17 protein-coding genes and 1 tRNA gene are annotated in these 19,938 nt (G+C 41.7%); 10 read left to right on the forward strand and 8 right to left on the reverse strand.

Features of this window, described 5'->3' with window-relative positions; translation table 11 throughout:
• Positions 1-1,014 (reverse strand): GMC family oxidoreductase (locus VIN08_RS10100; protein WP_331964027.1); only part of this gene is annotated, 1,014 nt, incomplete at its 3' end.
• A gap of 125 nt (positions 1,015-1,139) precedes the next feature.
• Complete coding sequence (locus VIN08_RS10105; protein WP_331964029.1) at positions 1,140-3,011, reverse strand: ABC-F family ATP-binding cassette domain-containing protein; 1,872 nt, start codon at positions 3,009-3,011, stop codon at positions 1,140-1,142.
• A 449-nt stretch (positions 3,012-3,460) separates the two neighbouring features.
• On the opposite strand from VIN08_RS10105, the gene VIN08_RS10110 reads away from it, so the two are divergent.
• Positions 3,461-4,552 (forward strand): glycoside hydrolase family 18 protein, encoded by a 1,092-nt coding sequence (locus VIN08_RS10110; RefSeq protein ID WP_331964032.1) that lies wholly within the window; start codon positions 3,461-3,463, stop codon positions 4,550-4,552.
• A gap of 301 nt (positions 4,553-4,853) precedes the next feature.
• Here the strand turns inward: VIN08_RS10110 and VIN08_RS10115 are convergent, their stop codons facing one another.
• Genes VIN08_RS10115 through VIN08_RS10130 form a run of 4 tightly spaced genes read right to left on the reverse strand, consistent with a single transcriptional unit; the run spans position 4,854 to position 9,002 of the window.
• Positions 4,854-6,239, reverse strand: a complete 1,386-nt coding sequence (locus VIN08_RS10115; RefSeq protein ID WP_331964035.1) for a di-heme oxidoredictase family protein — start codon at positions 6,237-6,239, stop codon at positions 4,854-4,856.
• Positions 6,240-6,264: 25 nt separating this feature from the next.
• Positions 6,265-7,341: an imelysin family protein gene (locus tag VIN08_RS10120; protein WP_331964038.1), complete on the reverse strand. Its 1,077-nt coding sequence runs from the start codon at positions 7,339-7,341 to the stop codon at positions 6,265-6,267.
• Between the two features lie 5 nt (positions 7,342-7,346).
• Positions 7,347-7,778: a Rieske (2Fe-2S) protein gene (locus VIN08_RS10125; RefSeq protein ID WP_331964041.1), complete on the reverse strand. Its 432-nt coding sequence runs from the start codon at positions 7,776-7,778 to the stop codon at positions 7,347-7,349.
• 6 nt (positions 7,779-7,784) lie between these two features.
• Positions 7,785-9,002: a hypothetical protein gene (locus tag VIN08_RS10130; protein ID WP_331964044.1), complete on the reverse strand. Its 1,218-nt coding sequence runs from the start codon at positions 9,000-9,002 to the stop codon at positions 7,785-7,787.
• A gap of 241 nt (positions 9,003-9,243) precedes the next feature.
• Between VIN08_RS10130 and VIN08_RS10135 the strand changes: the two genes are divergently transcribed.
• The 5 genes from VIN08_RS10135 (at position 9,244) to VIN08_RS10155 (ending at position 13,047) form a co-directional block, all read left to right on the forward strand.
• Positions 9,244-9,317, forward strand: a tRNA-Met gene (locus VIN08_RS10135).
• Positions 9,318-9,903: 586 nt separating this feature from the next.
• Entirely contained in the window at positions 9,904-10,233 is a 330-nt protein-coding gene (locus tag VIN08_RS10140; RefSeq protein WP_331964047.1) for a metalloregulator ArsR/SmtB family transcription factor, read from the forward strand.
• 56 nt (positions 10,234-10,289) lie between these two features.
• Positions 10,290-10,931: a protein-tyrosine-phosphatase gene (locus tag VIN08_RS10145; RefSeq protein WP_331964050.1), complete on the forward strand. Its 642-nt coding sequence runs from the start codon at positions 10,290-10,292 to the stop codon at positions 10,929-10,931.
• A 10-nt stretch (positions 10,932-10,941) separates the two neighbouring features.
• Positions 10,942-11,988, forward strand: a complete 1,047-nt coding sequence (arsB, locus tag VIN08_RS10150; RefSeq protein WP_331964052.1) for an ACR3 family arsenite efflux transporter — start codon at positions 10,942-10,944, stop codon at positions 11,986-11,988.
• Between the two features lie 3 nt (positions 11,989-11,991).
• Positions 11,992-13,047: an ArsO family NAD(P)H-dependent flavin-containing monooxygenase gene (locus tag VIN08_RS10155; RefSeq protein WP_331964053.1), complete on the forward strand. Its 1,056-nt coding sequence runs from the start codon at positions 11,992-11,994 to the stop codon at positions 13,045-13,047.
• Positions 13,048-13,324: 277 nt separating this feature from the next.
• Here the strand turns inward: VIN08_RS10155 and VIN08_RS10160 are convergent, their stop codons facing one another.
• Entirely contained in the window at positions 13,325-14,185 is an 861-nt protein-coding gene (locus tag VIN08_RS10160; RefSeq protein WP_331964055.1) for an SDR family oxidoreductase, read from the reverse strand.
• 462 nt (positions 14,186-14,647) lie between these two features.
• Between VIN08_RS10160 and VIN08_RS10165 the strand changes: the two genes are divergently transcribed.
• Complete coding sequence (locus VIN08_RS10165) at positions 14,648-15,028, forward strand: helix-turn-helix domain-containing protein (protein WP_331964057.1); 381 nt, start codon at positions 14,648-14,650, stop codon at positions 15,026-15,028.
• A gap of 379 nt (positions 15,029-15,407) precedes the next feature.
• Here VIN08_RS10165 and VIN08_RS10170 read toward each other — a convergent pair whose 3' ends face one another.
• Positions 15,408-15,794 (reverse strand): acyltransferase, encoded by a 387-nt coding sequence (locus VIN08_RS10170; protein ID WP_331964069.1) that lies wholly within the window; start codon positions 15,792-15,794, stop codon positions 15,408-15,410.
• A gap of 357 nt (positions 15,795-16,151) precedes the next feature.
• On the opposite strand from VIN08_RS10170, the gene VIN08_RS10175 reads away from it, so the two are divergent.
• The 3 genes from VIN08_RS10175 to VIN08_RS10185 all read left to right on the forward strand — a co-directional run.
• Positions 16,152-18,377 (forward strand): TonB-dependent receptor plug domain-containing protein, encoded by a 2,226-nt coding sequence (locus VIN08_RS10175; protein ID WP_331964060.1) that lies wholly within the window; start codon positions 16,152-16,154, stop codon positions 18,375-18,377.
• 288 nt (positions 18,378-18,665) lie between these two features.
• Positions 18,666-19,004, forward strand: coding sequence for a PadR family transcriptional regulator (locus tag VIN08_RS10180; protein ID WP_331964063.1), 339 nt, complete (start codon positions 18,666-18,668; stop codon positions 19,002-19,004).
• A 32-nt stretch (positions 19,005-19,036) separates the two neighbouring features.
• On the forward strand, positions 19,037-19,938 hold a 902-nt coding region (locus VIN08_RS10185), incomplete at its 3' end, for a permease prefix domain 2-containing transporter (protein WP_331964066.1).

Genomic DNA, 19,938 nt, shown 5'->3' on the forward strand with positions numbered 1-19,938 from the left:
GATGTTACGACCAAGCTCTCCGCTGTCATTCCCAAAACCATTCGGGAAACGGCTGGAGATCGAGTTCAACATAATAAAGGCAGAACCAAATGTTGAAGCACAGAGGAATATAACTTTCGCATAGAACTCTACCTGTTCACCAGTTTCGCCATCCAGTACTTTTACACCGGTAGCTTTACCAAGCTTATCATCGTATATTAATTCATATACTATAGAGTTAGGACGCAGCGTCATGTTACCTGTTTTTTCTGCCGCAGGCAACGTAGAAGATACACTGCTGAAGTATCCACCATAAGGACATCCTCTGATACAAAGATTTCTGAATTGACAAGTACCGCGCTGAGGACTGTGTGGCAGCGGTGCTGTTGCATGCGCAGTACGACCGATAGTCAACGCACGACCTCCAAACTTGGAAGATACTTTATCTTTCAGATCAAGCTCCACGCAGTTCAATTCCATCGGAGGCAAGAACTTACCATCCGGAAGCTGCGGGAGTCCGTCTTTATTTCCACTTACACCTATATAGGATTCTACGTAGTCATACCATGGAGCCAGGTCGTTATAACGGATCGGCCAATCTACACCCATACCATCTTTTGCATTGGACTCAAAATCCATCGGGCTCCAGCGATAGCTTTGTCGTCCCCACATAATGGAGCGACCACCTACGTGATAACCACGCATCCAGTCGAAGCGATTTACTTCGGTGTATGGATTCTCAAGATCGTTTACAAACCAGTGCTTGCTATCCTGGCGAATGGTATATCCTGTTCTGGCTTGTACAGCCTGTTGTTTCAAATCTTCCTGTGTTGCTTTCCCAGCATACGGTAAATCCCAAGGATCTTTAGTAGCTGTCGGATAATCAGGATGCTTCACCATCCGTCCGCGTTCCAGCACCAATGTTTTTAATCCTTTTTCGGTGAGCTCCTTCGCTGCCCATCCTCCACTGATACCCGTGCCTACCACTATGGCATCGTACGTGTTCTTCTTCTCAGCTTCTGTATTGAGATTCATGATTGGTTAAAGATTTCTCCAAAAATATATTATTCAATCGATTTCTTCTGCAAATTATATCAACGGCAAAATTTTATTACCCAAAGTTTAAAGAATCTTTTTTGATTGGTAATGCCGAACTGCGCTTAATTGACGATCTCCGACAGTTCAAGCCATCGAAGTGTCTTTGTATCGATCTCATTTGCAATGGCTTGGATTTTATTGCCCCACTCCTGCAATTGTTTATGATCGGTACTTCCGGAATTGATCAACTGCGATAATTCTTCTTTCTGTTTCTCCAGCGATTCGATTTCACTCTGCAATTTTTCATACTCCTGCTTCTCTTTAAAGGAAGCTTTCTTTTTTTCAGGTGCCGCTTTTTGTTGAACTACGGGTTCCGATTTTTTAGCAGGAGGTACTGCCTTCATCGCTTCCTGCTCTTCCAACCAATCGCGATAGTCGGAGTAATTACCATTGAACAATCGTATAAAGCCATCACCTTCAAATACAAAAAGCTGATTAACGAGGTGATCCATGAAGTAACGATCATGCGATACGAGCAACAAACATCCGCTGAACTTGTCGAGGAAATCTTCCAGCACGTTCAGTGTATCGATATCAAAATCGTTAGTAGGCTCATCGAGTATGAGGAAGTTAGGATTGGTTACCAGTAACTTTAGCAATTGAAGTCGCTTCTTCTCTCCTCCGCTGAGTTTATTTATATAGTTATACTGCTTGTCTGGCGGAAACAGAAATGAATCCAGAAATTTAGAAGCTGATACCTGTGAACCATCCGACAATGTGATGAACTCGGCAATGGATTTCACTTCCTCAATCAAACGGTTATTTGGATTGAGTGTAATAGCTTCCTGTGTAAAGTATCCGTACTTCGTTGTTACTCCGGGATTTATCTCACCCGAATCTGGTTTAAGTTTACCGGTAAGCATATCGAGAAATGTCGATTTACCCACACCGTTCTTCCCTACTACACCGATACGATCATTCTTCTTAAATACATACGAGAAGTCTTTCACGATCGGCAAAGCACCATAGCTCTTCGATATATGTTCTACCTCCAGAATCTTTCCGCCTTGTCTTGCCTCTTTAATATCAAGTTCAAGCTTTTCTTTACTTAAATCCTGTGAAGCCTTCTCCTGCAGATCATAAAATGCCTCGATGCGATATTTAGCTTTTGTGCCGCGGGCCTTGGGCTGCTTGCGCATCCACTCCAGTTCCTTTCTCAAAAGATTCTTGGCTTTCGATACTTCCGCTTTCAATATCTCTTCACGTTGCTCTTTCTTCTCGAGGAAGTAAGCATAGTTACCTTTATAGCGGTATAGTTGTCCACGATCAAGTTCTATGATTTCAGTTGCTACATTATCGAGGAAGTAGCGATCGTGGGTTACCATGATCAACGTGATGTTGGCACCCGACAAGTAATTCTCCAGCCACTCGATCGCAGTGAGATCCAGGTGGTTGGTAGGCTCATCCATGATGATCAGATCAGGTTCCTGCAATAACAATTGCGCAAGGAAAATGCGCTTCTTTTGTCCGCCCGATAAAGCCCCGAAGCGTTTATCAAAGTCCGGTACGCCAAGCTTTTCAATTACCTCATGTACTTTTGCTTCATAGTCCCACGCCTTGAGTTCCTCCATCTTTTCGAGCACAGCCTGCATGCGTTCGGGCGAAGTATCCGGATGATGAATGCAATCTTCATACTCCTTTACTACTTTGGCAATCTCGTTTGAGTCACTGAAGAGAATATCTTTTACCGTGAGTGATTCCTCTACAACAGGTTGCTGTGTTAAATATCCCAGGCGAAGCCCCTGACGCATACTCACTTTACCGCCATCCGGTTGAATTTCACCCGTCAGTATTTTTAGCAAAGTAGATTTTCCAACACCATTGTTTCCGACAAAGGCAAATTTCTCCCCTTGCGATATACCCAGTGTTACATCTTTGAAGAGCCAACGGTCATTGAAGGTTTTAGCGATCGATTCAGCAGATAAGTAGTTCAAGCACGTAAAGTTTAAAGACCAAAGGTAGATGAAAATCCAGAGTAGGCAATTCTCTTTTTCTTTCATGCATCCCGATAGCTATCAGGAGCAAATGCACATAGATAAAATTCACACGGACGGAAAATTGGGAAGAAAGTCTTAAGCTTAAAGCAGAATGTTAAAAGTCGGTATACACCTTCATCATTCGTTGATCTATGTCCTTGTTCGATCTTCAAATTTCCGTTAACCGTTAATTGTCAGTAGAAAATGCTTTCGGGACTTTATACTTCAATATTCGTTAAGCAATGTTCCTTTGTCTAATATTCATTCCCTGATAATTCTTCTCTCAACTATAAGTACACACAACACATTCAGGGTAACGTCAGTAAAATTATCCTTTCATCAAAAGGAAAGCGATGCTGTGTAGTAACTTTATCAACTTTAGTATATAAAAACACTAACCCTGCATTATGTATCGTTTTATTTTGCCTCTCCTCCTGCTGTCTTTCTGCTTACAAGCACAGCCAGGTAAATTTCATGTGATCGCGTATTACTCTGCCGGCCCTGAGCAGGTAGATAAATTACCTGCGGAAAAATTATCGCATATCATTTTCAGCTTTTGTCACTTAAAGGGTAATAAACTTTCGGTGGATAGCCGAAGGGATTCTACTACTATTCAAAAATTGGTGGCGCTCAAAAAACGCAATCCTTCGCTCAAAGTAATTCTGTCGCTGGGCGGTTGGGGCGGATGCGCTCCGTGTTCCGGTGTATTCTCTACCGATAAAGGCAGAAAAGAATTTGCCCAGTCTGTGTTACAACTGAATCAGTATTTCAAATCCGATGGTATAGATCTCGACTGGGAATATCCGGCTATTGAAGGATATCCGGAACATCAATATATACCAGAAGATAAACAGAACTTTACAGCACTGGTGCGCGATCTGCGAAAAACGCTGGGCAATAAATATGAAGTAAGCTTTGCTGCCGGTGGCTTTCAGAAATTCCTGGAAGAATCTATTGAGTGGAAAGAGGTTATGAAAGAAGTAGATCGTGTAAACCTGATGACCTACGACCTGGTAAACGGTTATGCAACAGTAACAGGTCACCACACCGCGCTATATTCTACATCACAACTTCATGAGTCAACAGATAATGCCGTACAGTATTTGATCAAGCTCGGTATACCTTCGAACAAACTCGTCATTGGCGGGGCCTTTTACGGAAGAATGTGGGAAGGTGTAGCCGCTACGAACAACGGTCTTTATCAGTCCGGAAAATTCAAAGCAGGTATAGACTTTAAAAACTTTGATCAGGAATTATCCGAACAAAAAGGTTTTGTAAAGTATTGGGATGACGTAGCCAAAGCTCCCTATATATATAATGCGCAACAACAATTATTCGTTACATTCGATGACAAACAATCGCTGGCACTGAAAACGGCCTATGCTATCGATCATAAACTTGATGGTATCATGTTCTGGGAATTATCACTGGATACGGAGAAAGATGGATTGCTTGACGCGATCGTTAATACAGTTAAATTAAAGAGCAAGAAAAAGTAACACGAATGATACAAGCTCAACATATCAGTAAAATTACGGACATCATTTCACGTGTATATACCACACTGGGATGCGTAGTTAATTGATTGCCACGGTTGGGCTATATGCGCAACTTTGCCCCAGTAAAACATCATTTTTATTTGGGTTAAAATGATTTTAGGCGCAGGCAGCAATGCTTGCGCTTTTTGTTTATGAACAGCTGTGTGCTACGCAATATAGCTTCACGTTGAGAATAGAGTATACCAAGCAGGAAGTCTAACAGGTGTCTCTCACCTTAACCTTTGAACCTGAACTTAAAATCTTAAAGTGATTCCAGGAATTTGATCAAAGCATCGCGATCGGAGCTTGAAAGGGTGCGAACATATTCTTTGGACTGTTCTGCTTCACCACCATGCCAGAGTATGGCTTCCATCAATGTCCGGGCACGACCATCGTGCAAAAAGTTCTGATGACCATTAACAACTTTTGTTAAACCAATTCCCCACAACGGTGCCGTACGCCACTCCTGTCCGTTAGCGTCATAGTCAGGACGGTTATCGGCAAGACCGGTTCCCATATCATGCACCAGCATATCGGTATAGGGAAAAATTACCTGGTTGGATATTTCCGGGAAGGCTACATCTACTTTTGTACGCAGGCGCGGTACGTGGCAGGTAGCACATTTAGCTTGTGTAAATATTTGCTTACCCTGCAGCACAGCAGCCTTGTCTGCATCTCTGCGGGCCGGCACTGCAAGTGTGCGAATGTAAAAGGCAACGGCATACAGTATACTATCTGAAACTTCGTATTCATCATCACGACCATCGTATTGTACTTGTCCGTAAGAGCTTTCTTTCGGAAACACAAAGCTTGTTATACCTATATCTTCATTATACGCACCAGCTGATTGCTGCAAGATAGACGGGTTTGCTGCCTTCCATCCAAATCTTCCCAGCGTCTTTTTACCTTCTACTATGTTCCAGGTATAGTTCGGTTTGCCCGAGATGCCGTCATCATTCACATCGCTTTCATCAGCCAGGGCAAGTATATCGGTTTCATCTACTGCTTCCAGTAAACCAAGACCAAAAACAGGCGGAGCAATGCGAGGTGATAACATCAGATCGGCAGGCAACGAAATATAGGGATTCTCCAATGTATAGGTTGGTGTTCTGAGAGAATACGTCTGTCCGTCAGCAAAAGAGTATTGCTGCTCGGTATAGGTAATCTTCACCAACGCTTCAGGCGACACTCCAAATATAGCACGCTGTTGAAGTTGTCCTCCGAAACCAGGAGCAGGATTCGGTCCACCATGAACATCCGTACCCGGAACACTTACGCGTATCAGCAACGAAGAGATCTGCTCGCCATCCACTGGTGGTTTACCTCTTCCATCATTGATGTGACACGATGTGCACGATACATTATTAAATATAGGCCCCAACCCCGGATTGATCGGAGCCGGAGCACTGACGAAAGTCTGTTCAAAGGCAACATCGCCTACTTCGTGAACAGACTCCCGTGCAGAGGTCAGGTTAGGAAAAGCCGTGCTGAATGCTCCGGCTCCCTTATCAAATATAGTCTGCGATCCACCGGATAACCATTCGCTATAATTGGTTTCGCTTGAGGCATCCGGTTCTACGCACGAATAGATGGAGATTATCGCTCCTACTGCCACTGTCAACTGTATGATAATCCTGCTGCTTCGCATGCTAAACGCGCTGTATCGCTATAAATTATTTTGTATGCTGTTGTACAAATGGAAGAAGCTGATCTTCCAGGATAGTTTTCAGATCATTGATCGCTGTCATCGCGTTCTCGATCTGTACAGGCTGTGAAGTAATCGCATCACCAAAAGGCACGGTTACGTTATTCAGTGAAGTAATCGCTGCGGTAATCTTCAGTTTAAGATCACTGTCCAATTGAAGATTGTACGCACGTACCAAATCTTCCAGACCTTTTCCATCAGCAGTATATTTGCCGAGGTATACATTTTGTACACCGGTAATGTTGTTTGTAAAATCGGTGATCGAGTTTTTAGCAAAAGGAGATTCTTCCAATGAAGGATTCTTTGCTTCGTATACTTCTGCAATCTTGCCATTAGCAACTTCATCGCAGATGCCGATCATCGCATTCACCAATTCTTCATACGCAGACAATTGTGTAGGATATACCGTGCTGCCGCTACCTGCTGTAGTGAAAGCAACGTAGTAGCTACCGGACGATGTACCGGCCCATGACGCTTGCAGATCAGAGGTCAATGTTTTAAGATTCAAAGCAAGTGCTTTCAGGTATTCGATGTCTCTCGCTGAAAGTTCTTTTGCAGTCTTGTCGCCATCTTCACCAAAGATCAGATACTCGATCGGGTGAAAACCCTTCAACGCGTCTTCCAGGTTGTTGATATAGGCTTCGTTAAATTCAGCATCGCTGTTCAACTGAGCATCCAGATCCGTAAAGTTTACCGGCCATGTATCGATACGTGGATCGATGTTGTCTGTCGATACAGGACCAAACAGAAACGCTTCTGATTGTTCCCATGCCTGACGTGCCGACTTCCACGTTGTGCGGCAAGCTTCCAATTCGTTATCGGTAGCGCCATCTGTCTCAAGCGCTAATACCTGGTCGTAAAGAGTGCTTGTTCTGCCAGCGAGATCAGTATAGGTAGTCTGTACAATATTCGAAGAGAAATCAACAATTACTTCCGAGTTCAACGTTTCATTCACTGACGATCCGCCATCATTATCATCGCTGCAGGCTGCTAACGCTCCCATCATGCCAAGCGCGAGCATAGATTTTCTGTAAAAAACTTTCATAACAATTATGAGTTTAGGTCTATGATTATCTGATTATCCTGAATTTGAGTCTTGAATTTCTTGAGAGGTGTGAGTGCTGGTTCTTTGGTAACATTACCATCCAGATCGAATGTACTGCCATGCGAAGAGCAATATAAACCCGTCTTCGTAGCTGTTACCGGATTCTCCTGGTGTGAGCACTTCATATATATCGCATTGTATTCTGTATCCGACTTCTTCACCAGCAGTATATCAAACGGAACTTGCAAATCGCGCACGATCACGAGGTTTGATTCGGCAAAATTGGCAGCCGGTACACTCACTGCTTTCTGCGACAGATTTGTTTTATAGATAGGAAGAGAAGAACACGATGTTAACTGGGAAAATGTGAAGCCCAGAAAGGCTGTACCGAGACAGGCTGTGCATGTATCTTTTAAAAATTCCCTTCTTGTTTTCATATACGTTTAGAAGCTATAGCCTATACCGAGATTGAAGAAACCGTTGGAAGTATAGTATGGCAGTTGTTGGGGAAAAGGAGTAACGATCAGATCTTCATTCCGCTCGTCAGTTCTGCGCAATACATAGTCAGCTTTTACCACTACACCACTCACCGGTCTGAACGTAAATCCGAGTACGGTATAGTGTTTCACGTTGATACCATCTTTGATTCCGTTAACCGGAATTCTATAGTTCAAATCCAAAAATTCTTCGCGGGCAAATACTACAAAAGTCTTGGTAGTTCTTGTTTGAAAAAGTCGGTATATATCATAACCAAGCTCTGCATAGTAGCCCACCATAGTACTCGGTGTGTTGTTAGCATAAGCACGGTTAATAGCAAAAGCATCCGGGATTCTTACCATGGTAGCCAATGCGCGGAATGAAATACCGTTGTTGTGATATTGAGCGTTTGCTTCCACTAAGGATACTGGTGTACCGAACGGACCCGATTTTAACTGAAGACTATCAGCAACACGTTTAATGAGTCCCGCACTCCCGCCATAATAAGCTGAAGCCTGCAGACGCCAGTTCTTAAGATAATATAGAAGTGCACCGGTAACAGCGAGGTTAGAAGCGGTGGCATTGCTTCCCTCCTGTTTGCCTTCTGCTATACCTGAGCCATTTACAAATGTGCTGGAATTCAACCCGTTTACTACGGCGAAAGAATAATTGAGTCCGGGTATAGAACGTAAATTACCATATACCCCTACACCAATCTCGCGCCATGTAGAAGGAATGATAAGCGTTTCTACAAATGTGCGATCATTACCATTAAAGGTTGTTGGCAAATGGTTTTCATTGATAATACCGATACGTGGAATGAAGAGACCCGCCTGTAAATATAGGTCGCGGTTTATATTAAACTTGAGGAACAACTGTTCCATCGAGATCTCACCAGAAGGATTGCCGTTGGTAACTTTTGCATTCTCAAGCTCCATCTCTGAAAAGAAATAGATCTTGTCGTTGAATTTGTGACCGAGGAACAGAACGTTACGCGTAAGGTTAGCAACAGCGGTCTTGGTTCTAAAATCATACTGAACCTTAGCTTGTCCATAACCCGAGATCACCGTTACATTGTTAGACCGGATGAGGCCGGCAGAAAGTGAATCTTCGTGTGTTAAAACCTGGCTAAAAGTGCAGAAAGAAACAAATAACAGAAGTAATGCAAGTACAAAGCGGCTCATAAAATCCCCAAATCAGAGGCGCAATACTAATTGTTATTTGGATTTAATCCAAATAAGATGATGTGAATATTCCCCAGAAATCCAGCTTCTGGCCTCATCAATTTATTGGATTTATAAAGTCGAGTCGACAAAATTTATTCTTCCTTGATAACCAGGCCGAAATCAAAATCGTCAGGAATAATTATAGTCGACAGTTGAAAAATTGAATCAACTTTGTAAGTTTGCGCTCCCATTTAAAAATGGCGCGGTAGCTCAGGTGGTTAGAGCGTTGGATTCATAACCCAAAGGTCGGGGGTTCAACTCCCCCCCGCGCTACATTCAAGTTAAAAGCCTGAAGTCGTTGAGATTTCAGGCTTTTTTTGTTCGAGGCGATCCTGTTCGGTTCATTGCACTTTCGAAATTCTATCAATTTCAAGGATTCTTAAATTGACTAAATCAAGCGTGTTCGAACCCCTCAATCCGTTATAACCAGAAACTCCAGCAACGTAGAGGCGAATATTTATTTGCAAACAGAAGTATGCACAGTATATCAAGAAGATGGTATTGTGTGCTAAAAATACATTTCACAGACAAACATTATTACGCTATATATATGTATAGTCGTCTATTGCATATACTCTAATGAAGTATACATTGTAGGTCGATGATTCGCCTTTAGAAGAACTGTTTTTGTTATTAGTATACAAAATCCATGACAGGTAAAAGATATATATATATTATAATATAAGATATATGCCAAAGTAACAGATATACTCCGTAGTTTTTTTTATTACCGTTAAGCTCTTTGAGCCTTGGATTCTTATTCGCCAGGCAGAAGGCAACTCTCCCCAGCTACAAATATTTTGCAAAAATCTGAGTTGACTTTAATCCATAATACCGTAATATTGCGTTATAACGGTATATGGGAATTACAAAATCAGAACTATTTAAGAAACGTCAGAATCGAATAGCCCATTTGGCAAAGGCATTCGATCACCCGGCACGTGTAGCCATCATAGAGCATTTGTTAAGCAATCAGACGTGTATCTGTAATGATCTCGTAGATGTGCTTCCTTTATCTCAGTCAACCATTAATCAACATCTTAAAGAACTTAAAAATATAGGCATTATTAAAGGTGAAGTAGAAGGGCCGAAAGTCAATTATTGTATTGACGAAAAGGTGTGGGATGAAGCAAAGGATATATTCATCAATATGTTCTCCAAATTCGTCCCGAAGAATAACTGCTGCTAATTTTTTTGTTTTAACATACCGTAATATTACAATAATACATTAACTAAATACCGATTATGTCAACAGAAAAAAATGTGACACTGCTTCCTGCTTTACAATTCACAGTCAATGAACTAACAAGAGAGTTTCATGAAATTCCCCCCGAGCGGAAAGAGATACTAAAAGAGCTAACTCAATTCATTCAAAAGAACGTTGAGAATAAGCAGCCGGTATATTTGAATTTTATCTGTACACATAATTCGAGGCGCAGTCACCTCTCTCAACTATGGGCACAAGCGGCAGCTTATTATTATAGTGTTCCGAATGTATCCTGTTTTTCCGGAGGAACTGAAGCAACAGCGTTTAATCCAAGAGCTGTAAAGGCGATGCAAGAGGCAGGCTTTGCAATTGTAAAATCGGCCGAAGATACCAATCCTATATATAACGTAAAGTATACATTGGAAGCACCCGGTATAAAAGCTTTCTCAAAGAAGTACGATGATCCTTTCAATCATAATAAAGATTTCGCTGCTGTAATGACTTGTTCTCATGCAGATGAGAACTGCCCCCTGGTATTAGGGGCTACAGCCAGAATCGCTCTTACATACGATGACCCGAAAAATTTTGATGATACTCCTCAGGAATCAGCCAAATATACCGAACGGGTTCGCCAGATTGGAAGAGAGATACTCTACGCGTTTTCACAAGTAAAAGTCTAATACGTCAATCATGAGCAATCAAAAGCAACTCGGGTTTTTAGATCGGTATCTTACGCTCTGGATTTTTCTGGCAATGATTATTGGAGTTGCCCTGGGAAACTTTCTGCCGGTGGAAGAATTTATGACCAACTTTCAAGTAGGCACCACAAATATCCTGATAGCCATCGGTCTTATCATAATGATGTATCCACCGTTAGCCAAAGTCCGGTATGAGCATTTAGGGAAAGTTTTTAGAAACGTAAAGGTTATTAGTCTATCGCTTATACTTAACTGGATTATTGGACCAGTCTTGATGTTTGTGCTGGCAATTGTTTTTCTTCGCGACAAGCCTGAGTATATGGTTGGGTTGATTCTTATAGGGCTGGCCCGATGCATTGCCATGGTGCTGGTGTGGAACGACCTGGCCAAAGGAGATAAGGAATATGCTGCAGGGCTTGTGGCCTTGAATAGTATATTTCAGGTGTTGTTTTATAGTATGTTCGCGTGGCTGTTTATTACCATACTGCCATCCTATTTTGGAATAGAAGGATATATAGTTAACGTAAGTATGCCGGACGTTGCGAAAAGTGTTTTCCTTTATTTAGGTGTACCGTTTATTGCCGGATTTCTTACGCGCTATTTCTTTATGAAGATACGAAGCGAGGAATGGTATATTAATCATATTATTCCGAAGATCAGTCCTCTTACATTAGTGGCTCTTCTTTTTACCATTGTGATCATGTTTAGTTTTAAAGGCAAGATGATCGTAGCAATTCCGTTGGATATTATTCGGATAGCCATACCATTGTTGATTTACTTTATTGTTATTTTCATTCTAAGTTTTGTTTTATCCAAAAAGCTTGGCGCTAATTATGAAGAAAACGCTTCGGTATCATTTACCGCTACGGGTAATAACTTCGAATTGGCTATTGCCGTTGCCGTAGGTGTATTTGGAATAAACTCAGGCCAGGCTTTTGCCGGAGTGACTGGCCCTCTTATTGAAGTTCCTGCATTGATCTTGCTGGTAAATCTCGCCTTCTGGTTTAGGAGGCGATTATATAGTACAAAGACTGCTTAGTTGATGAAGAACAAGTTTGATGTAATTGTTATTGGCGGAGGACAAAGTGGTCTTGCTATGGGCTATTATCTCAGGCGCTCAGGACTATCTTATATTATTCTTGATAATCAGCATGAATCAGGCGGAGCCTGGCTGCATGCATGGAAGTCTCTTCGACTGTTTTCTCCTGCTCAATGGAGTTCGTTACCGGGTATGATCATGACCGGAGGAAGTGATTATTATCCAACGCGGGATGTAACGATCGAATATTTGAAGTTCTATGAGACGAAATATAGTCTTCCTGTAAAAAGACCAGTCGATGTCTTTAATGTCTATAAACATGAAGACGGATTTACGCTTGAGACATCGGAAGGCTCATTCTTTTCGAAAACAGTTGTGAGTGCAACAGGGTCGTTCTCTAATCCCTATATCCCGGATATTTCTGGTATAAACATATTTAAAGGTCAGGTACTGCACTCCAATCAATATCAAACTCCTGAAACATTTACAGGCAAGCGTGTAGCAATTGTTGGTGAGGGTAACTCGGGTGCGCAGATATTAGCGGAAGTATCAAGAGTAACAGGGACATTATGGATTACACAGAAGGAACCAAGATTTCTTCCGGATCATATTGACGGGCGTTTTCTATTTGATGCTGCTACCCAAATGTATGAAGCTCAGAAAAACGGTAAAGCCTATAAGCCTCCTTCACTAGGCGACATTGTAATGGTAGAATCCGTAAAGGAAGCAAGAAGCAGAAGAGTATATAAAAGCCTGAGGCCATTTGATTCGTTCACTGAAGATTCACTTGTTTGGTCTGATGGTCATGAAGAGAAAATTGATACTATAATTTTCTGTACAGGATTCAAGCCCTCACTTAAACACCTTGCTTCACTGGGTATAATAAATGATGATGGAAAAGCAGATACCGATGGTACAAAGTCGAAACAAGTTGATGGCCTCTGGTTAGTAGGATATGGTAATTGGACTGGTTTTGCTTCCGCTACGTTAATTGGTGTAGGGCGTTCTGCCAGGGCAACTGTAGAGCAGATAAGCGAATACATCGGCTCTGAAAAATGAATCATAACGATCTTTAAATTCTGAAAGAAAAAAGATTAGAACTGGCTATCCTACGGTCTGCAAACTAAAGCAACAGATATACTTTGTTGCTTTAGTTATATACACCGCAAGGGTTAGTTACTATATATTTCACTTCTCACCTTGGAAATCAAACACCACGTCTTGATTTATACAAAGTCGGCAACCCTTCCTCCCACTTTTAGAATCACGAATCGTTCATAAAAAACTGTCAAAAGAAAACCAAGAGATACTGTTTCGCAAAGCTCAGAATCAGATCTCAGATTTTGACAAGACCATATGCGCTTATCCATCGCTTTCTTATCTCCTCTGTTACGTTGTTATATTCAACATCAATGCCTTTTGAGCTTGGATCAACCGGCGTACGCAGCGGGCGTTTACCTTTTTCTGTATTGACAAGACGAAGCGCTGCATCAGCAATAAGTTGAGGATCAGGGGCCGCTTCTGTGAAGAGCTTTGTAAAAACTTCCTGCATATGCTGCTGGATTTCCGCCAGCTTGGCTCCATATTCTTCATGTATACCGGCACGGTCGGCATTTACGTGTGCCTTACTTATAATCTCTGTCATAAAACCTCCCGGCTCAATCAGAACGGATTCTACTCCCTGCCCCATCAACTCTGTATGAGATCCTTCGATGAACCCTTCCAATGCAAATTTACTCGCGTTATAGGCGGCTTGTAATGGAAGTGAAATTCTTCCAACCTGGCTGGAGACTGTAACGATCAGACCATCTTTCGCAGCACGCATAAGCGGCAGAACCTCATTATTTACGCGAAGTACTCCCCATACGTTCACATCAAACAGCTTTTGTATTTGCGGCAAAGTATATCCTTCCAGTACTCCACCCCCATATATACCAGCGTTGTTGATCAGAACATCAATCTTTCCATGCTTCGCGTATACTGCTTTCACCGCATTTTTAACAGAAGCATCATCCGTCACATCCAAATCAACAACTTCAGTATTCGGCAATGCACCCAGCGCTTCTGCGAATTGAGCATTCTTACTCTTTACATTGCGCATGGTAGCAATTACCATGTGGCCTTCTTTGGCAAAAGTGCGTACCATCAAAGCACCGAAGCCGGTACTGGAACCTGTAATCAAAATTACTTTTTTCATATTTATATAGTGTTTGTTCTTCATTATTGAACCGTGCTGAAATATCAAATACTAACTGATTAAATGTAATTCGTATATATACCTGACATCGCCCCCATATCTCAATTGTTTCTTCCTGCTCCACTCCTATAGTGTCGCAGTTTCGTTGCTGCGAAAAACAACAGACTGCCTGCATCAATGATGGCAATCATTGCGAACATTCTGAAACAAAATCATAAGGTAAAATCAAGCAACCGCTTTGTCGGAATAGACAAAGCGATAATCTACATCGTATATTACTTCACAACGGAAGCTTATAGGATGATCTTTCTATATTACAAATCTCACTAATCAATATGTTAATACGTTAGCGAAGGCACTTCACTTATATTTTTTAATATTTCATTGCAAAGCTATAACCAATATACTTTCCTTTGTATAGTCCTTTCCCAAAGGAAAGTGAAATAACCTTAATGAAGCGGTATGGTTAAAAAAGTAACAGATTGTCTTGGTACAGTTAAACCCGTACGAGATGCACTTGATGTGATCAATGGCAAATGGAAATTGTCCATTATTATTTCTGTCGCCATGGGCAATGAAAGATTTACCGACATACAGGAGAGCATTCCTGGAATTACACCCAAGGTTTTGACGAAGGAACTGAAAGAGCTTGAGGAACATCAACTGCTAAAGAGAACGATCATAGACGACTATCCGGTTCGGATCAGTTATAAAATGGAACCTTATGCTGACACGTTGTTCCCCATCATTAATGCTTTGAAAATTTGGGGGCTAAATCATCGTAAGAAAATTTTCGACAAAGGCTACGTTCCCGCCGGAAAGATTGATATACCAGCCTGCTAAGGTATAATTCTATTACCTTCTCTATACTTAACAGTAAATTAAATGGCCTGAAGTTATAAAGACTTCAGGCTTTTTTGTTTAAGTGCCCCGCCAGTTCTCTGTACATAAAGACTTATATATACTATCAGAATATTACTTGATACACGGTCGCACCATGTATGCTTGCCGGAATGCGCAAGACCGCATTCATTATTACCTGATTAAGAAGCCAAAAATTTATTATTGAGATCAAACAAATCCGTAAGTGAACTGGCATTCTCATTGGGCTTTGAATATCCTCAATATTTCTCCAGGCTATTCAAGTCAAAACTGGTATGACGCCATTTGAGTTTCGAAATATATGAACTAAACGATGATCGATATTCTAAGTAGAGACGGATCATTTGAGAGTAATCGATGGAGGAACCGGAATTAATGTAAACCCAATCAGCATGATGAGCAGCATGGTGCCAACAGGTACTTCACTGATACCCGGAAAAAATTCACTATCCTGAAAGTAAAACATAATCGCCCCTATAAGCATTCCGATAATAATCATTGGATGAAGGCGAATAAGTCTTCGTTTAAAAAAATCACCAAGTGTCATTTTATTCCATCGGTCATCATAGGCATAGCCAATTACAAAGCCTGATAAAACAAAAAAGAAATCCACCGCCAGGTAGCCATGATTAATTAATTGTTGGGTGTGATCACCTCCCGAAAAGGTTTCAAGAATATGAAACATAACAACCATTATGGCCGCTATACCACGTAAACCATCAAGAATCTCATAGTGATTTTGGTATCCTTAAATGTAGAAAAGCTTTGGGTCATGGTTTGGCAATAAAACCCAATATAGTATATAGGTTACACTTCACCTCTACTTCTTCAGTAATAAAATAGATTACCTCCTCCTACATTTTTAGGCATTCAATAGCCAATACATATTTACCATCGCTACCGGCACTCAAGCGACATCATCACTAACCCAAGCGCTATACGCCATTTACTCCGTAAAAATACGGTCACCATTTTAAGCAATTATTGTTGTCCGCTTCCGTGTCAAACCTGACGCTAATACTTCTATAGTCTCGCTTTCTTTGCAGATTTATAAGGAATACATATAATTTATATACCCGACCACATGCGAAAACTCTACTCCATCACTTTATCATCCATCTATAGTCATAGAGGATTTACGTACCGACAACTTGTTTTACTTCTCGGTATAATCACTGCCTCCTGTAATACATTGCACGCCCAGGAAAGCGACTCTTCGGTGTATAATATGAGCCTGGAGGAAATAATGAACATTAAAATTATTTCTGCATCCAAAAAAGCAGAGAATTTATTCGAAGCTCCCTTGTCCGCTTCTGTGTTGACTAAAGAAGAAATAGTCCATGCGGGTGCCACCACTATAATGGAGGCACTGCGATTGGTTCCGGGTGTTATTGTACGCGAGCAATCCAATGGTAATTATGATATACATATTCGTGGATTGGATAATATACCACCTAACACCATGATCCTCTCCTCTACCAACACTACAACACTGGTAATGATCAACAACAGGCCGGTATATAATTACCTGCAAGGTGGCACATTCTGGGAATCACTACCGATCGATCTGAATGATGTAGAAAAAATAGAAGTGATCCGCGGCCCTTCCTCTACACTCTATGGGCCGAATGCTGTATCCGGTGTTATCAATATTATTACCGCGAATGTTACCGATGATGGTTTACACATTCATGCTAACGCACAATATGGAATCAAGAATACGGGTATCACCAACGCTACGGCCGGTTACCGTTTTAACAACAAGATGAATGTTCAGTTCTCCGGTAATTATCAAACCAGGGGACGCGATCCTTACTATATAAATTACAGTACTAACCAGTGGGTAAACTCAGCCGATGCGCTTCCCTTTACTAATACACAGGAGCGATATCCGCATCCTGACAAGTCCATGATCAAGCATGGTCTTAATTCTTACCTGCAGTACACTCCTAACGATAATGTTGATCTTAATCTTACCGCAGGATTACAAAACTCGGAAGTACAGAACATCATGTTTGATAACCTCTATACAAACATGAATACTACCATCACCAATTCAAAATATATAGATCTGCGCGCCAGAACCTATAAACTCAACACACAACTTTCGTATGCACATGCAGCGCAGAACCCGGTGGCAGGTATGGAAGGTTCCAAGTGTAGATATAATGTAATAGACGCTACATCAGAATATGAATTTACTGTACAGTCATTATCCATCAAGCCTGGAGTGACCTATCGCAGTGCCGTCTATGATGATCGCATGTACTGGTCTAACGGCAATGGTGCATTGAACGGACGCAGGCAAATGGAGACATTTGGCGGAAGCGTGCGCCTCGAGTATAAAATGCTACAGGAAAAACTGAGACTTACCGGTGGCGCACGCACCGACAGGTTTACGCATCCCGATCGCTGGTTCCTGTCATACCAGGCTGCTGCCAGCTACCAGTTAACAGAGAAGCACTTATTGCGCGCAGTATACTCCAAGGCATATCGTTCGCCCTTTATCTTTGATACATATTTAAACTATACTTTAACGGCACCTATTGGTCAGAATCTATACTCTACCGTTAATACTTCCGGCAATAAAAATCTGGACTTATTGAACTCCACAATGTTTGAAGTAGGGTATCGCGCCATGCTGAAAAGCAATATATCGCTGGATGTTGAAGCATACTCTACGCGTACCGAAAATTATGCTTCGTTAATTCAGGGACAAACACAATCCACACCGCAGAATTATCCTATAGTTGCCAGCACATCACTACATATCATGAACCTGCCACTATCTGTTCAACAAACCGGGGCAACAGTATCGTTAAACGCCATCTTTGACAAAGTACAGCTAAAGCCTTTTGTTACATTACAAAAAACAACACTTCACGATTACTCGCCTTACTTCAACACCGCTGATGCCTCACCTTCTTCTTCCAACAATAACGATCCTGCAACCAATAATATAAATTCCGGTAAAGGCACCAGCATAGATCACAAGTTCACACCTAAAGCTTATGGGGGTGCTTATGCGAATTACCACATCAGCAGCAAGTTCAATATGAACGCCAATATATATTGGTTCACGAAGCAGACATTCTATCAGCGGGATAACCTCGTATACCAGGATGGTGTGCGAGGTGTGGAACACGTTAAAAGCAAACTGCTGCTGCAAGCAAAACTTTCATACACGCCTGTAAAATCCGTAACTGTATTTGTGAATGGGCGAAACCTGCTCGCGAAGAAAAGCCGCGAATACTACAGCGGCGATGTAACTTTTATGATGCTGCTGGGAGGTATTAACTTCTCACTATAATCTCTTCGACCAACCTATATATACCTCAGCAGGAACCCTTCCTTGCTGAGGTATATTTTTTATAGCGCCTTCAAAATAAAATCAGGAATCATCTCATTGGGAGGAGTGGTTTTACCGTATAGGCATGCGTTGTAGTTTCCCCCGGTAAAAATAGTGATCATATTCAATCTATATCCACACATCCCTCCTTCTCGCCTCAGACAAAAAAATTCGACCAACTATTTGTCCCACAAAAATAAAACATATAAATTAGATTCATCTTTGTAGGAGTAATACACGCATATACTTATGAAAGGCACGTATTTAGGTGAACTGGAAGAACTTATACTATTAACGGTTGGCATTCTCTACCCGGATGCCTATACCGTGGCAGTAATGGATGAGATTGAAAAACAAACGGGCAGAAGTCTCAACATCAGCGCGGTACACACTGTTTTGACGCGACTGGAGGACAAAGGTTTTTTAAAATCAAAGATGAGTGATCCTACCGATGAACGAGGCGGGCGCAGAAAGAGAATATTTTTATTAACCGCTGCAGGTAAACGTTCGCTGGAAGAATCGAACGAACTGCGAAACCAGCTATTCAACCAGATCCCCAAGGTTGCATTCCAGTTTAAACTGTCGTGAGAAAATAATCCTTCATCATCACCGGTATATATATGAAACAATCTCCTCCCCGATGGGCCGACCGTTTCTTAAAATGGTATTGCCGTTATGATATGCTGGAAGAAATCCAGGGAGATGTGTATGAGCTATACCACCGCACAGTACAGCAAAGTAAGCTCAAAGCCGATATTCTTTTTGTATGGAATGTATTGCGCTTCTTTCGCTGGCGAAATATATATAAACGAAATCCTCAACACCTATCTCCTATATCTGCTGCTATGATAAAAAATATGCTGATTATCGCTGTGCGTAATTTCTTCCGCCAGCCAGTTCATTCCATGTTCAATGTTATCGGCTTGTCGGTAAGTTTTGCCGGGGCGTTCCTCGTTCTGCTATGGGTATCGTTCGAGTTTTCGTTTGACACCTTTCATAATGAAACCGATCAACTCTTCCAGGTAGTAACGCACGTGGATGCAGATGGAAATATACAGTCATACGATGCAGCTTCCGTATCGATGGATGTTTCTTCTGTTCCCGAAATAAACATGATGGTTTCTGCTTCCACCGGATCACGCTGGCCGCATGTACTTTGTTTCAGACCGGATGAGAATAATAAAGAGTGTGTATATATCAACGGTATATATGCCAATGAAAACCTGTTCTCTGTTTTTAATTTCTCCATCGTTCAGGGCGATCAACATCCGCTCAAGCGACCAGACCAGATCGCTGTTTCTGAAAAGATGGCTTCACTCCTCTTCAACACAAACAATGTTGTAGGAAAAACACTAAAGGTAGATGGCACACATGAGGTGACGATCACTTCTGTTTTTAAAGATGTACCGGCTAATTCGTCTTTACAATTCGACTTTGTTATGCCGTATGCCATACTACAAAAGTTATGGGGAACAACACCGGAAGGATTTGCCGAAAACTTTTTCAATGTATATATCAAAAC

It is taken from the genome of Ohtaekwangia sp. (assembly GCF_036568665.1).
Classification (GTDB): Bacteria; Bacteroidota; Bacteroidia; order Cytophagales; family Cyclobacteriaceae; genus Ohtaekwangia.